Origin of the sequence: Rummeliibacillus sp. NPDC094406, assembly GCF_044763875.1 — a bacterium.
Lineage (GTDB): Bacteria > Bacillota > Bacilli > Bacillales_A > Planococcaceae > Rummeliibacillus.
The window spans coordinates 170,564-184,775 of record NZ_JBIWGZ010000002.1 but is presented as its reverse complement, the minus strand read 5'-3'; the positions used below and the strand labels follow the sequence as shown (position 1 = coordinate 184,775).

Genomic DNA, 14,212 nt, shown 5'->3' with positions numbered 1-14,212 from the left:
CCTAAAATGGGGCATATTCATATAATGGACGAATTTTTGTCTAATAAAATTGCAGCAGGTGAAGTGGTTGAACGCCCTTCTTCTGTAGTCAAAGAATTAGTTGAAAATGCCGTTGATGCAGGCAGTACCTCAATTGAAGTGGTATTAGAAGAAGCTGGAATGACTTCTATTCAAGTAATTGATAACGGGTGTGGGATGGATGAAGATGATGCGCTAATATCATTTCAAAGACATGCTACAAGTAAAATTAATAATGAGCATGATTTATTTCGAATTCGAACACTGGGTTTCCGTGGGGAAGCATTAGCAAGTATCGCTTCTGTCTCGAAAGTAGATTTAATAACTTCTAATGGTGAAGCAGGAGTTGAAGTGCATCTTGAAGGTGGTCATGTCATCGATAAAAAGCCTGGCTCTCTTCGCAAAGGAACAGATATCACTGTTTCTCAATTGTTTTTCAACACTCCAGCACGTTTAAAATATATGAAAACGATTCAAACAGAACTTGGTCATACGATTGATTTGATGAATCGTTTAGCACTCTGCTATCCCAATATTGCATTTAAGTTAACACATCATGATCATGAATTATTGCAAACAAATGGGCGTGGTGATTTGCGCCAAGTATTAGCGGCAATTTATGGAGTGGCGAATGCCAAGAAAATGGTTCGTTTTGAAGGTGAATCGAAAGATTATAAAATAACAGGTTACGCAACAATTCCAGAAATCACACGAGCCTCTAAAAATTATATGTCGATCTTTGTGAATGGTCGTTGGGTACGGCATTATACAATTCAAAAAGCGATCATTGATGCTTATCATACATTTTTGCCAATCGGTAGATTTCCTATATCGGTGATCCATATAGAAGGAGATCCGTATTTAACAGATGTCAATGTGCATCCCGCAAAGCAGCAAATTCGATTAAGTAAAGAAGCAGATTTGATGCAGCTAATTGAAGAATCTCTTCATAAAGCAATTCGTAATTCGATGCAAGTACCGGAAATTGCTCAGAAAAAGAAAAAACCAGAGGCATCTTCAGAACAAATTAACTTTTGGAAAACAATTAATTACAATACAACGAATATGCCGCAATTTAATGAGAAACCGAAAACAGAGGAAAAAATAAATGACCTGGATTTTTCACCGATTATTAAAGAAGGTGTAGTTAATACAGAGCCAGCTAAAGGTTTCGCAGTAGAAGAAAGTTGGGAAGAGATTAAAGCGTCACAAGGATTAAATAATCTAGGCTCAAATCAAGTGGATATGTGGTCAGAAGATGAAGTAGAGCCAGAAGAAATTGTTCCAGATGAAACATCAAAAGATCCATTTCCGGAACTTGAAATTGTGGGGCAAATTCATGGGACGTATATTGTCGCTCAAAGTGCAGATGGTTTTTACTTAATCGACCAACATGCAGCGCAAGAACGTATTAAATATGAATATTTTAAAGATAAGGTTGGAGAAGTTAATTCAGATGAGCGCCAATCCCTATTATTACCACTAACTTTCCATTACTCAGCTGATGAAGCATTAACATTACGTGAAAATGCGATAGCTTTAGAAGAAGTAGGGGTTTATCTTGAGGAATTTGGTCAAAACTCATTTGTAGTACGAGAGCATCCAACCTGGTTCCCAAAAGACTTTGAATCAGAAATTATTGAAGAATTAATCGAACAAGTTTTAAAAGAGCGTAAAACAGATATAAAGAAATTACGCGAAGCGGCAGCTATTATGATGAGCTGTAAACGATCCATTAAAGCCAATCACTATTTGGATAAACCACAAATGGAGAGACTATTACAAGATTTGAAAATAAGAGTTAATCCCTTTACTTGTCCACATGGTAGACCTGTAATTGTTCACTTTAGAACATATGAAATTGAGAAAATGTTTAAACGAGTAATGTAATGCATGGATGTCAGAGGAGGAGTCTTACGTGTTTTCAGCTGCAAAAAGAGATCAAATTATTGACGTATTAAACAACTATTCATTCGATGTTTTAGTTGTAGGTGGAGGTATAACTGGTGCTGGTATTGCGTTAGATGCTATATCTCGAGGATTGTCTGTAGCATTAGTTGAAATGCAAGACTTTGCTGCGGGAACTTCAAGTCGTTCCACAAAATTAGTGCATGGTGGTTTACGTTACTTAAAGCAATTGCAAGTTGATGTAGTTAAGGAGACGGGTAAAGAAAGAGAAATTGTTTATGAAAACGGCGTTCATATTACAACACCTCAATGGATGTTATTACCTTTCTATAAAGGAGGTACATTTGGACCTTTAACAACATCTCTTGGTTTGAAAATGTACGATCGATTAGCGGCCGTTAGAAAATCAGAAAGACGTTCCATGCTAAAACCAAAAGAAACGTTAGCAAAAGAACCATTATTAAAACAAGACGGCCTTAAAGGTGGAGGCTATTATGTTGAATATCGTACAGATGATGCTCGTTTAACAATCGAAATATTAAAAAAAGCGGTTGAGCTAGGAGCTGTATGTTTAAATTATGCGAAGGTAGAAGATTTTGTTTATGATGGTAAAAAAGTAGTTGGTGCTAGAGTACATGACCAAGTTTCTCAAAAAACATGGACATTGCAAGCAAATACCGTTGTCAATGCTACGGGGCCGTGGGTTGATATTATGCGTCAAAAAGATAAAATCGACAACAATAAGAAACTGAGATTAACAAAAGGTGTTCATATTGTTATTGATCAATCAAGATTCCCGTTACAGCAATCGGTTTATTTTGATACTCCAGATGGTCGAATGGTATTCGCAATACCTCGCGATCAGAAAATATATGTAGGAACAACGGATACTTTTTTTGACGATAATCCCATTAAACCTGTAGCTACAGAAGATGATATAGATTATTTACTAGAAACGATTCATTATATGTTCCCAGAAATTGATGTTTCTTTAAATGACGTAGAATCATGTTGGGCAGGTGTACGACCTCTTATTTATGAAGAAGGAAAAGATCCATCTGAAATTTCTAGAAAAGATGAAGTATGGGAATCTTCTACAGGTCTGTTGACGATTGCCGGCGGGAAGTTAACAGGTTATCGTAAAATGGCAGAAAAAATTGTCGATAAAATTGTTTCACGCAAACAATTTAAAAAAGCAGGACCATGTGTTACTGCCGAATTATCTCTATCCGGAGCCAAGGGTATTAATTCCCAAAACTTTGATGCATATACACATTACAAAGCACAAGAAGGTACGCGTTATGGTTTAACTTTTGATGAAGCCTATCACTTAGTACGTTGTTATGGTACAAATATTGATGATCTATTTCGTATTATTCACACCTTAGATGTGCAAGAAGGGGAACAACAATTACCTCTAGATTTACATGCACAGTTGATCTATTCAATTCAATATGAAATGGCTTATACACCAGTAGATTTCTTTGTTCGTCGTTCTTCTAGAATGTTCTTTAATATAGGTAGTGTGAAAAAATATAAACAATCAGTTACTAGAATAATGAGTAAATATTTACATTACTCACCTGGCGAAGAGCAACAATATCATAAAGAACTAGAAGAGTTTTTATATGACGCATCCCATTTTGCTAGCGAGGAATTATATGAATAAAGAACAAATGACAGTTACTTCAAGGGATCATCATCATCTAGCGGTTTCTGTGTATGAACCATTAACACCAGTGAAGGGTCATATTCACATTCTACATGGTATGGCTGAGCATCATGAACGATATGTTCCATTCGCTGAAATTTTAACAAATGCAGGGTATTTAGTTTCAATGCATGATCATCGTGGTCATGGTAGAACTGCAAAACTAAATCAAGCGACAAAAGGATTCTTTAGTGAACAAAATGGTTTTGAAAAAGTAGTTGAAGATGTTAAGACTGTGACAAATGCAGTACGACAAAATCGGAATCTACCACCTATGATTTTATTTGGACATAGTATGGGCTCGTTTATCGCGAGAAGATACACAGAATTATTTAGCGAGGAACTGGATAAAGCGATTTACTGTGGATCAGGAGCTGTCGGCATTGAGCATTATGCTGGTGTAAATCTCGCAAAATATTTAGCAAAAGTTAGAGGGAAAGCTGAAGAAAGTAGCGTTATGGATAAGCTTTCTTTTGGTAATTTCAATCATGCGATTCAAAACCCGGAAACGAAGTTTGATTGGTTATGTACAGATGCTAAAGAAGTAGAAAAATATATAGCAGATGAAGACTGTGGTTTTATCTCTTCAAATCAATTTTATGTTGATTTTTTGCAAGGCATTATTACATTGTCAAAACGACATGAAGTACGACGAATTCGGAATGATATACCTATACTACTTATTAGTGGCTCTGATGATCCAGTAGGTGGTTTTACAAAAGGGATATGGCGTGTAGCGAAGCAAATGCAAAAATGCGGTTTACATGATGTTACCGTACAACTTTTTGAAGGTATGCGACATGAAATTTTAAACGAAACCAATAAAGAGCAAGTGTTTCAAACGATAATACAATGGTTGGAGAAAAAAGAATGTTACAACAAGAATTAGATGTTATTGCAATAGTTGGTCCAACAGCTGTTGGTAAAACAGCGCTAAGTATCGAGCTAGCAAAGGCGATCGATGGTGAAATTATTAATGGGGATTCTATGCAAGTTTATAAAGAGTTAAATATCGGAACTGCGAAAATAACACCTGAAGAAATGGAAGGAATTCCACATCACTTACTAGATATAAAAGAACCTACTGATTCCTTTTCTGTTGCAGATTATCAAAAACTAGTCCGTGCCAAAATTGACGAAATTCGAGCAAAAGGGAAATTTCCAATAATCATTGGTGGAACTGGACTTTATATTCAAGCGGTGCTATTTGATTTTCGTTTTACAGAAGAGAAAATTGATGATACTGTACGTCAAGTATATTACCAAGAATTAGCAGAAGTCGGTCCTGAAGCAATGCATGCAAAACTAGCAGCAGTTGACCCAAAAACAGCAGCAGAAATTCATCCAAATAACACAAGACGTGTTATTCGCGCGTTAGAAATGGCTGAACACAGTGATATTCAAAGATCAGATGTGGAACAGCATCTAGGCAATACCCCACTCTATAAGCATCGAATAGTCGGACTAAATATGGAGAGAGAACAGTTATACAGTCGGATCAATCAGCGAGTCGATATGATGATGGAAAAAGGACTATTAGAGGAAGTGAAAGGTCTTTACAATAGAGGGATTCGAGATGTGCAATCAATTAAAGCAATCGGCTATAAAGAGATTTATGCATATTTGGATGGGCGAGTATCTTTAGATGAAGCAATCGATCAATTAAAACAAAATTCACGTCGTTATGCCAAACGTCAACTTACTTATTTCAGAAATAAGATGGATATTGATTGGTATGATGTACAATTGGGCACAATAAAAATAATTGATAATATTTTACAAAAATAAAGGAAATTCACTAGAAAAGGCGAATATACAATACTATTACAGAGGTTAAGGGGGATCTTCATGAAATCAATGAATTTACAAGATACGTATTTAAACCAATTACGTAAAAACGGTATTTTCGTTACCGTCTTCTTATTAAATGGCTTTCAGTTAAAAGGAACAATTCGTTCCTACGATAATTTTACTGTATTACTTGAAGTAGATGGCAAACAACATTTGATTTACAAACATGCGATATCAACATTTTCTCCATCAAAGTCTGTAGATTTACAACAAGAAGTTGAGTAATTCGCTATATCTTTTTTAAAAGCATTATAGATTTTTGATCATGAGAAGCCGTTTCGTAACTAAATTTGTTATAGAATGGCTTTTTATTATACACGGAGGAGATTCATTTAAAAAAGTAGCCCAATTGCAAATCCCCATATATACTATAGATAGATTGAAAATGGAGGATTAATGAATGAAAACAATTACCCCTGAAGAAGTATTAGAAAAACTAGATGCAAACGAAGATTTACATATTGTTGATGTTCGTGAAGATGAGGAAGTAGCCAATGGTATTATTCCTGGTGCAATTCACATTCCTTTAGGTCAAATTCCTGAACGAATGGCTGAATTAGATCAAAACACATCATATATATTCGTATGCCATGCTGGAGGTCGTAGTTTTAGTGCATGCTCTTATTTAGATGGACTAGGCTACGATGTAACAAACATGGAAGGCGGCATGAGTTCTTGGGAAGGGGAATTAGAATTCTAATTCTGGTATGCAAAATGACGATCACTATTCGAGTGAATCGTCTTTTTGTTTGGTCTATTTTTGAAGAAATCTATAGTAATTCTGAATAGAAGAGATTAAATCTGTATTTTAATAAAAGACTGGACTTAAATTGTTGAATAGAGACGAATAGTTGACGAATTAGAAAGAATTGATAAGATTAAATAGGACTTAATTTAGAAATGGAGTCGATATAGATGGCATATATGTCCAATTTAACAGAAGAAACTTTGGCCTTATCAAAAAAAATAGAGGAAAAAGTGAAACCTTATTTGAATCAAGCTGATGAAATGGCTTTTTATAACCAACAAAAAGTGCTTTCTGCTTTTCGCAATAATAATGTTAGTGAAAGTCACTTTTATCCTTCAACTGGTTACGGCTATGATGACGAAGGTCGTGATAATTTAGAACGTGTATATGCCAAAACATTTGGTGCAGAAGCAGCAATAGTACGTCCACAAATTATTTCTGGTACACATGCGATTACGATTAGTCTTTTCGGTGTTTTGCGCCCAGGAGATGAACTAATCTATGTGACAGGTAAACCTTACGATACATTACAATCTATCGTAGACGGAGGAGACAAAGATACAGGCTCATTAAAAGACTTCAACATTAGTTATCGACATGTTGACTTAATAGATGACCAAGATATTGACTGGGAAACTGTCAAAAAGGTAGTATCAAATAAAACGAAAGTAATTGCCATTCAACGTTCAAAAGGTTATGCAACAAGACCTTCATTTACAATAGAACAAATCGCTCACATGATCAAAAAAATCCGTACTATTAAAGAAGATGCAATTATTTTCGTAGATAATTGTTATGGTGAATTCGTAGATGCAGTTGAACCAACAGAACTTGGTGCTGATTTAATGGCAGGATCTTTAATTAAGAATCCTGGTGGTGGCCTTGCAAAAGTAGGTGGCTATATAGCTGGTAAAGCTAAATATGTTGAGCAATGTGCATATCGCATGACATCTCCTGGTATCGGTGCAGAAGCAGGCCCTTCCTTAAATGCACTTCCGGATATGTATCAAGGATTTTTCTTATCGCCACATGTTGTGGCACAAGCTTTAAAAGGTGCCATCTTCACAGCAGCTATTCTAGAAGAAATTGGAATGACGCCTTCCCCTCGTTATGATGCGAAACGTACAGACTTGATCCAAGCTGTATCATTTAAAACAGCAGAACAAATGATTCAGTTCTGTCAATCTATTCAAGCAAACTCGCCAGTCAATGCACATTTTGCTCCAGAACCGGCACCAATGCCAGGTTACGAAGATGATGTGATTATGGCTGCAGGTACATTTGTACAAGGTGCAAGTATTGAGCTATCTGCTGATGGCCCTATTCGTCCACCTTACACTGCTTACGTACAAGGTGGCTTAACATATGAACATGTAAAGTATGCCATATTAAATGCTGTTCAAAATTTACAAAGCTGATTTAGAATACTCTGGCTTCACTCACTAGCCATCGAGGTCAAATACCCTTCCTGATGTGAGGCAAAAAGCACCTCTTCGCGTGAAAAACATTTTCTTGTCGGGTGCGTTCAGCGGCTAGACCCTCGAGGATGCGTACCTGATAGCCGTTGCCACACGATGTCGCCAATCGTAGGCTATCTTATTTGAAATATTTCTCGGTCAAAGAAATCGATTCGAAAGCATTTGCGATTTCAGGTCTGGATGAGCCGTTTCAGCATTTAAATTTGCTCGTTAACTCAATGTTGACGGGCTTTTATTATAGTTAAAAATAAATGTGAGAAATCCTAACATCGTATTGACAAGAAACATAACATCATGTATTATAAATCTTGTGAAAGGTAAGGTGAAGGGAAATGAGTAAGGAAATACGTAAGACCATGCCTTTACTACCGATTAGTATAGTCATGCAGCTAACTGATTTAACCGCTCGCCAAATTCGTTATTACGAAGAACATGACCTAATCACACCTGCAAGAACGGAAGGCAATCGCCGGATGTTTTCATTGAATGATGTCGATGTTTTACTAGAAATTAAAGATTTGCTAGATCAAGGCATTAACATGGCAGGCATCAAGAAAGTCTTCGCGATGAAGAATGAGCCAGTATTGGCAAAGCAATCTAAAACTGATATTACAGATGATGATTTAAGACGTATTCTAAGAGAAGAAATGCAACAAGCACAGAGAATGCAGAAATCCTCAATTCGTCAAGGTGATTTATCTCGATTCTTTTCATAAGAGCCGAGTATTATAAAAATTTTATTGCATATTTATAGGAGAGTGATTAGTGTGGGAAAATACACAAAAGACGATATTCGTAAACTTGTAGAAGAAAAAGAAGTTAAATTTATTCGTTTACAATTCACAGATATCCTAGGTACCATCAAAAACGTTGAAATTCCAGTAAGCCAATTAGAAAAAGCACTTGATAATAAAATGATGTTTGATGGTTCTTCAATCGAAGGTTTCGTACGTATTGAAGAATCTGATATGTACTTATATCCAGACTTAGATACTTTTATTGTATTCCCATGGACAACAGGCAAAGGTACTGTATGCCGTTTCATCTGTGATGTATACAAAGCTGATGGAACTCCTTTTGAAGGGGACCCACGTAACAATTTACGTCGCATCTTAGACCGTGCAAAAAAAATGGGCTACACAAGCTTCAACTTAGGACCTGAACCTGAATTCTTCTTATTTAAATTAGATGAAAAAGGCGAACCAACTCTTGAGTTAAATGACCACGGTGGTTACTTTGATTTAGCTCCAACAGATCTTGGTGAAAACTGCCGTCGTGATATCGTGCTTGAACTTGAAGAAATGGGCTTTGAAATTGAAGCATCTCACCATGAAGTAGCTCCAGGTCAACATGAAATTGACTTCAAATATGCGGATGCAATTACTGCTTGTGATAACATTCAAACATTCAAATTGGTTGTAAAAACGATTGCCCGTAAACATGGTTTACACGCAACATTCATGCCAAAACCATTATTCGGTGTAAATGGTTCAGGTATGCACTGTAACGTTTCATTATTCAAAGGTAAAGAAAATGCATTCTATGATGAATCAGCAGATTTACAATTAAGCGAAACTGCTTATCAATTCATGGCAGGTGTATTAAAACACGTTAAAGGTTTCACTGCAGTAACTAACCCAACTGTAAACTCATTTAAACGTTTAGTACCAGGTTATGAAGCACCTTGCTACATTGCATGGTCAGCTCAAAACCGTTCACCATTAATTCGTATCCCAGCTTCTCGTGGTCTATCTACTCGTATCGAAGTACGCTCAGTTGACCCAGCTGCTAACCCATACTTAGCTATGGCAGTTATCTTAGAATCTGGTTTAAATGGTATCGAACAACAACTTACACCACCTCCAGCAGTAGATCGTAACATTTATGTGATGAATGCTGAAGAACGTGCTGAAGCAGGAATCGGTAACTTACCAGCTAACCTAAATGATGCACTTGCAGCTCTAGCAGAAGATAAAGTAATCCAAGATGCACTTGGTTCACATATCTATGCAAACTTCCGTGAAGCAAAAGAAATCGAATTTGACATGTTCCGTACACAAGTACACCAATGGGAACGTGACCAATACATGAAAATGTACTAAGTCGATAAACTCAACAGCCCCAAGCAATTGGGGTTGTTTTTTTGTGCGCTATTTTTGACGGACCAAAACGGTAATATTTAATAGACCAAAATTAGACCAAAATTATTTTCGCTTGTTCATGTATGAATCAAATAATTCCACGGCTCTAGTTTCCATTTTTTTAGTTACATGTGAATACGTATCTGAAGTTACTTGCATCGAGGCATGTCCTAATCTATCTTGTAATTCTTTCATGCTTGCGCCAGCTTCTAACATCATAACTGCATGAGTATGTCTTGTTGAATGAATTGGTAGATGTTCATGTTCAATATACTCTAAAGCCTTAGAAAAGGTATTGTACAATGTAGATTTTGGAAAGGCTGTTCCATCATCTCTACCAAAAACAAAATTTTGATCGTGATTATACAACGAGCCTATTAAAGATCTTTTCTCCATTTTATATTTTGTATAAATTCTTAACTTTTTCATAAATTCTTCACGCATTAAAATAGTTCTCGAAGATGTTTCAGTTTTTACACTATTTATTTTTTGTTCATTTTTTGTAGCTTGATAATCGTATGTTTCATCAATTTTCAAAGTTCGTTCCTTCCAATTAATATCATTAAATTCTAATGCACTACATTCTCCTTTTCTCATGCCACTTTCAAATAAACACTCAAAATAAATTCCTTGATCATAACTACGTTTATAAATGAATTCTAAAACTTCAGGAACGTAAGAAGGGTTTAAATATTTTAATTTTTTTATTTCTTTCTTTTTGATTTTTACATAAGCAGTAGGGTTATGATCCATATACCCATTTATAATTGCTTGTTGATAAGCTAATCTAATCGGTGTATGAACTCTTTTTGCACTTTCTGTACTTAATCCATTTTCCAAAAGTGAATCAATAAAGCGTTGATAGGGTAATGGCTTTAATTCTGACACTTTTATTTGCCCGATATTAGGGATTAGATGATTTTTAATTGAAAACCAATAAGTTCGCTGAGTGTTTGGCTTTCTTTTATCTTTTATATATAATTCAAACCATTCTGTCATGAAATCAGCTATTTTTGATTCTTTAACTGTATTGGTGGATTCTTGTTCCAACTCTTTTTTTCGAGCTTCTAGCTCAGCTTCTTTTTTTGTAGAAAAACCTCCTTTAGATTTAACTTTATACTTGCCTAATTCATCTTTAAAACTTATTCGATATTCCCACAATCCATTTCTTTTTCTGAATGATGCCATAAAACCACTCCTTTATAGAATGTACGTTCTATTAAATGCTATAAAAATAGGTCTTTACATTTCAGTTTAACCAATTCTACTGGAACATTGTGTAAAGACGCTATTTGTTGTAAAGATAAATGAGTATTCTCTCTTAAATCATCATCACTTAATAGTAATTCAGCAGCAAATGTATTTGCCTCAATTTCAATTTTATCAACTGAAAGAAATGTATTATTGCGTAAAAAATGAGTGTTCGATCGTGTATGCAGTAGCGCATGACCAAGTTCGTGTGCACAAACAACACGTTTTAAATCATCATCAATATTAGAATTTATAAAAATATACTTATTGCGACGATTATATTGATAGAAACCATTTATTTCTTCGTGTAAGTTGAATGGTATTACCATAATATTTAGCAACGAAGCTAATTCATATGGATCAACCGTATTATGTTTTTTTCGTAGCTGTTCTATACGTAGTTTTATCCATCCCATTTAATAACCCCTCGTTACTATTCATCTCTATCTCTATATTTTTTAGGAACGTATTTTTTATTTATTTTTTGTGTAGTTCTAACAGCATACTCCATTGCTTCTAGGAGGGATTCTTTAGCTTCATCAGACATTGGTTCACCATTAAAAGCTAGACCTTCAGCACTTTCTAAGTCGCGTTTAATAGCTGCCATTCTTTTAATAATGTCTTTTTCATCTTTGGATGCATTTGTTTCTTTGCGATTACTTTCACCTAAAATATAGGCAACGCTAACGTTATATCTTTTAGATAATTTATTTAAGTTCGAAAGTGAAATTTCATTTCTTCCTTGTTCATAATAACCATAAGCACTTTCTGATATGTCGAGTATTTTTGCAACATCTGCTTGTGTCAACTTAGCTTCTTTCCTTAATTCCTTCAATCTGCCTGCAATTATTGACATTCAATTCACCTCTTCACCTTGTATTTTATCTAATTATACAACTGTTTGTTGGGTTTTTAGTATACAAACTAATAAAAACAACAAAAAATCTAGTAAAACCGTTGACAAACAACTTTATGTTGGGTTATATTAAATGCAACAAAAAGTTGGGAGGTGTTAAATTGGAACACATCAGAAGAACTGAGTTAGTGCATCTTAGAAAATCTAATAGCTGGTTACAGAAAGATGTAGTTAAAAAATTAGAAGCTGATTTCGATTTAACTATCACTGAAAGTTATTACGGTATGATTGAACAGGGCACTAGAACACCATCTTTAACAGTTGCTTTAGCAATATGCTCACTCTTTCAAGTAATGCCAAATAAAATTTTTTTAAGTGAAAACACAACAAAAAGTTGTGGTTAACTATAAAAAACAACAAAATGGAGGCTTACCTATGGATTTACAAGTTATTGAGCGTAAGGGTCAACGAACTTTAACAACTGCTCAAGTTTCAGCAGCATTTGAAGTTGAAGCGAAGCAATTGCTTCGTAATTTCCAACGCAATATCGATAGATACCAGGAAGGAAAACATTATTTTTCTTTAACAGGAGAAGAATTAAAAGCTTTTAAAGCTGAACGTCAAAATGACGACAGCCTTAAATACGTCTCTACTTTATATCTCTGGACAGAACAAGGTGCATGGCTTCATGCAAAATCATTAAATAATATCAAGGCATGGCAGGCGTATTCATTACTTGTCGATGATTATTACACCATTAAACAAGTTAAAAATTTAGAAAATGTGATTCAGATTACAAATCAACTTGAACTAGATACTCAAAATATTAAACAACAAATTCAGTTGATCAATGAAAAAATTGACGAACAGATTACTTTAACTCATGGCGAACAACGCAGTTTACAAAAAGCAGTTGCTTCTCGAGTATATGAAATAGAAAACCATGCTCAATATCGCCCAAAGCTCTTTAAAGAGCTTTACAGAGAAATAAAAGACCGTTTTGGTGTATCTAGTTATAAAGATGTGCGACGTAAGGATTTACAGTCTGCAATTTCATACATCGAACATTACGTACCCAAAAAACAATTGGTAGTTGTGTAGGGGGTACTGCAATGTTAAATGTAAAAATCGATTCAGAACAACTGGAACAAGACTATAAAGTGGCACTAAATAAAGCAATAAATGAAATCACATACGCTAAAACATTTTGGGACTTTAAAGAATTGCTAAATCAAACTTGTATGAGCAAATCATTCATACTTGAAAAATTCTTTTATGATCAAGCTTTCCCTAAATACAAGGTTGGTCAAAAATGGTTGTTTCCAGCCAAAGAAACACAAGAATTTCTTGTGGACTGGCTAAAAAAACAACCAACTAATTAACTTCTATTATTTATTTTAACAAGATTAATTAACTACGTTGGTAGAGTTCATGTATATAAAACTGAATAATGTGATTCATATAGGAGGGGTTTTATGAAAAATGTGAGGGATTTGATGAAGGATTTAAGAGGTAACCAAACACAACAAAAAACGGCTGGTGAAATGCATGTCGCAAGAGAAACAATCTCACGTTATGAAACAGGTAAGGACAAAGTGAACGTGGATGTTGCAAATAAATATAGTAAAAAATACGATGATCCATGCTTTGCGATGACTGTACAAAACGAATATACAGGCACTGGCCCAGTATGGTTAGATGGACCAAATGCAGACCTACACAGAAGTGCAATTAAAGAGAAAACGCTAGAAGAACTAGAAGAAGCTTTTTCTAGGCTTAAAGAAACTGGTTTATCAAAGCCATTAAGTAATCTACAACCATTCGAGTTGCAAGAGGTGCATGAAGCACTTGAAGAACTTGTAGAAGCTGAAACTGCAATCTCACAGTTTATAGCAGTAGTTTGTATGGAAACCGGCATTAGTTATCGAGGTCTATGGATGGACCATTATAGATATTTAATCTCACAGGGTTTTTTGAAGGAGGACTAGTCATGTTGGAAGAAAAGTTTTTGCCAGAAGACATTGAAGGTGCAAATAAACTCGTTGATACTATCGAGGATTTATTAAAAGAAGTCGATATGCATGTACATCGTGGAAATTTAGCTGCCGCACAAATTGCTACCGAAGAAATGACAGATTCAATTAAAAGCTTATGTACTTTACGAAAAGCAAAGAAAGCAAAATACAAATATGCAGCTTTGATTTAACTACAATGGTTTTTACATACATCTCAGAATTAATAAAATAGTTT

Annotated in this window: 17 protein-coding genes; 14 read left to right on the top strand and 3 right to left on the bottom strand. The window is 35.0% G+C overall.

What is annotated here, in order from left to right:
* The first annotated feature begins 6 nt into the window (after positions 1 to 6).
* The 9 genes from mutL to glnA all read left to right on the top strand — a co-directional run bounded on the left by mutL (position 7) and on the right by glnA (position 9,816).
* Positions 7 to 1,908, top strand: coding sequence for a DNA mismatch repair endonuclease MutL (gene mutL / locus ACIQ4I_RS05750; RefSeq protein ID WP_403093883.1), 1,902 nt, complete (start codon positions 7 to 9; stop codon positions 1,906 to 1,908).
* Between the two features lie 28 nt (positions 1,909 to 1,936).
* Positions 1,937 to 3,595, top strand: coding sequence for a glycerol-3-phosphate dehydrogenase/oxidase (locus ACIQ4I_RS05745; RefSeq protein ID WP_403093881.1), 1,659 nt, complete (start codon positions 1,937 to 1,939; stop codon positions 3,593 to 3,595).
* Entirely contained in the window at positions 3,588 to 4,526 is a 939-nt protein-coding gene (locus ACIQ4I_RS05740; RefSeq protein WP_403093878.1) for an alpha/beta fold hydrolase, read from the top strand. Before ACIQ4I_RS05745 ends, ACIQ4I_RS05740 begins: the two co-directional genes overlap by 8 nt.
* Entirely contained in the window at positions 4,508 to 5,425 is a 918-nt protein-coding gene (gene miaA, locus ACIQ4I_RS05735; protein ID WP_403093876.1) for a tRNA (adenosine(37)-N6)-dimethylallyltransferase MiaA, read from the top strand. The genes ACIQ4I_RS05740 and miaA overlap by 19 nt, the downstream gene beginning before the upstream one ends.
* Before the next feature lie 60 nt (positions 5,426 to 5,485).
* Positions 5,486 to 5,713, top strand: coding sequence for an RNA chaperone Hfq (gene hfq / locus ACIQ4I_RS05730; protein WP_397537597.1), 228 nt, complete (start codon positions 5,486 to 5,488; stop codon positions 5,711 to 5,713).
* 175 nt (positions 5,714 to 5,888) lie between these two features.
* Entirely contained in the window at positions 5,889 to 6,188 is a 300-nt protein-coding gene (locus ACIQ4I_RS05725) for a rhodanese-like domain-containing protein (protein WP_403093874.1), read from the top strand.
* A gap of 215 nt (positions 6,189 to 6,403) precedes the next feature.
* A complete protein-coding gene (locus ACIQ4I_RS05720) occupies positions 6,404 to 7,654 on the top strand; it encodes a methionine gamma-lyase family protein (RefSeq protein ID WP_403093871.1) in 1,251 nt (416 codons plus the stop codon).
* Between the two features lie 392 nt (positions 7,655 to 8,046).
* On the top strand, positions 8,047 to 8,430 hold the full coding sequence (locus ACIQ4I_RS05715) for a MerR family transcriptional regulator (protein WP_403093869.1): 384 nt from the start codon (positions 8,047 to 8,049) through the stop codon (positions 8,428 to 8,430).
* A gap of 51 nt (positions 8,431 to 8,481) precedes the next feature.
* Entirely contained in the window at positions 8,482 to 9,816 is a 1,335-nt protein-coding gene (gene glnA / locus ACIQ4I_RS05710; protein ID WP_397537601.1) for a type I glutamate--ammonia ligase, read from the top strand.
* 102 nt (positions 9,817 to 9,918) lie between these two features.
* On the opposite strand, the gene ACIQ4I_RS05705 is transcribed toward glnA, so the two are convergent.
* The 3 genes from ACIQ4I_RS05705 to ACIQ4I_RS05695 are packed head-to-tail and all read right to left on the bottom strand — an operon-like array spanning position 9,919 to position 11,956.
* Positions 9,919 to 11,043, bottom strand: a complete 1,125-nt coding sequence (locus tag ACIQ4I_RS05705) for a tyrosine-type recombinase/integrase (RefSeq protein WP_403093866.1) — start codon at positions 11,041 to 11,043, stop codon at positions 9,919 to 9,921.
* A 38-nt stretch (positions 11,044 to 11,081) separates the two neighbouring features.
* The gene (locus ACIQ4I_RS05700; RefSeq protein WP_403093863.1) at positions 11,082 to 11,522 is read right to left on the bottom strand and encodes an ImmA/IrrE family metallo-endopeptidase; all 441 of its coding nucleotides are present in this window, start codon (positions 11,520 to 11,522) and stop codon (positions 11,082 to 11,084) included.
* A 17-nt stretch (positions 11,523 to 11,539) separates the two neighbouring features.
* Positions 11,540 to 11,956: a helix-turn-helix domain-containing protein gene (locus ACIQ4I_RS05695; RefSeq protein WP_403095074.1), complete on the bottom strand. Its 417-nt coding sequence runs from the start codon at positions 11,954 to 11,956 to the stop codon at positions 11,540 to 11,542.
* A gap of 167 nt (positions 11,957 to 12,123) precedes the next feature.
* Between ACIQ4I_RS05695 and ACIQ4I_RS05690 the strand changes: the two genes are divergently transcribed.
* From ACIQ4I_RS05690 to ACIQ4I_RS05670, 5 genes are all read left to right on the top strand, one after another.
* The gene (locus tag ACIQ4I_RS05690; RefSeq protein ID WP_403093861.1) at positions 12,124 to 12,366 is read left to right on the top strand and encodes a helix-turn-helix transcriptional regulator; all 243 of its coding nucleotides are present in this window, start codon (positions 12,124 to 12,126) and stop codon (positions 12,364 to 12,366) included.
* A 31-nt stretch (positions 12,367 to 12,397) separates the two neighbouring features.
* Positions 12,398 to 13,063, top strand: coding sequence for an ORF6N domain-containing protein (locus ACIQ4I_RS05685; RefSeq protein WP_403093858.1), 666 nt, complete (start codon positions 12,398 to 12,400; stop codon positions 13,061 to 13,063).
* An 11-nt stretch (positions 13,064 to 13,074) separates the two neighbouring features.
* On the top strand, positions 13,075 to 13,344 hold the full coding sequence (locus tag ACIQ4I_RS05680; RefSeq protein WP_403093856.1) for a group-specific protein: 270 nt from the start codon (positions 13,075 to 13,077) through the stop codon (positions 13,342 to 13,344).
* A 93-nt stretch (positions 13,345 to 13,437) separates the two neighbouring features.
* Positions 13,438 to 13,950 carry a helix-turn-helix domain-containing protein gene (locus tag ACIQ4I_RS05675; RefSeq protein WP_403093853.1) on the top strand — a complete coding sequence of 171 codons (513 nt, stop codon included), beginning with the start codon at positions 13,438 to 13,440 and terminating at the stop codon, positions 13,948 to 13,950.
* 2 nt (positions 13,951 to 13,952) lie between these two features.
* Entirely contained in the window at positions 13,953 to 14,168 is a 216-nt protein-coding gene (locus ACIQ4I_RS05670; protein WP_403093851.1) for a hypothetical protein, read from the top strand.
* Positions 14,169 to 14,212: the final 44 nt, after the last annotated feature.

Bases quoted from the DNA above. Each gene is read 5' to 3' on its own strand.
- ACIQ4I_RS05675 (WP_403093853.1), top strand. From the start codon at position 13,438: ATGAAAAATGTGAGGGATTTGATGAAGGATTTAAGAGGTAACCAAACA.
- ACIQ4I_RS05670 (WP_403093851.1), top strand. From the start codon at position 13,953: ATGTTGGAAGAAAAGTTTTTGCCAGAAGACATTGAAGGTGCAAATAAA.
- ACIQ4I_RS05700 (WP_403093863.1), bottom strand. From the start codon at position 11,522: ATGGGATGGATAAAACTACGTATAGAACAGCTACGAAAAAAACATAAT.
- hfq (WP_397537597.1), top strand. From the start codon at position 5,486: ATGAAATCAATGAATTTACAAGATACGTATTTAAACCAATTACGTAAA.
- ACIQ4I_RS05685 (WP_403093858.1), top strand. From the start codon at position 12,398: ATGGATTTACAAGTTATTGAGCGTAAGGGTCAACGAACTTTAACAACT.
- ACIQ4I_RS05740 (WP_403093878.1), top strand. From the start codon at position 3,588: ATGAATAAAGAACAAATGACAGTTACTTCAAGGGATCATCATCATCTA.
- ACIQ4I_RS05705 (WP_403093866.1), bottom strand. From the start codon at position 11,043: ATGGCATCATTCAGAAAAAGAAATGGATTGTGGGAATATCGAATAAGT.
- ACIQ4I_RS05720 (WP_403093871.1), top strand. From the start codon at position 6,404: ATGGCATATATGTCCAATTTAACAGAAGAAACTTTGGCCTTATCAAAA.
- ACIQ4I_RS05715 (WP_403093869.1), top strand. From the start codon at position 8,047: ATGAGTAAGGAAATACGTAAGACCATGCCTTTACTACCGATTAGTATA.
- miaA (WP_403093876.1), top strand. From the start codon at position 4,508: ATGTTACAACAAGAATTAGATGTTATTGCAATAGTTGGTCCAACAGCT.
- ACIQ4I_RS05725 (WP_403093874.1), top strand. From the start codon at position 5,889: ATGAAAACAATTACCCCTGAAGAAGTATTAGAAAAACTAGATGCAAAC.
- mutL (WP_403093883.1), top strand. From the start codon at position 7: ATGGGGCATATTCATATAATGGACGAATTTTTGTCTAATAAAATTGCA.
- ACIQ4I_RS05680 (WP_403093856.1), top strand. From the start codon at position 13,075: ATGTTAAATGTAAAAATCGATTCAGAACAACTGGAACAAGACTATAAA.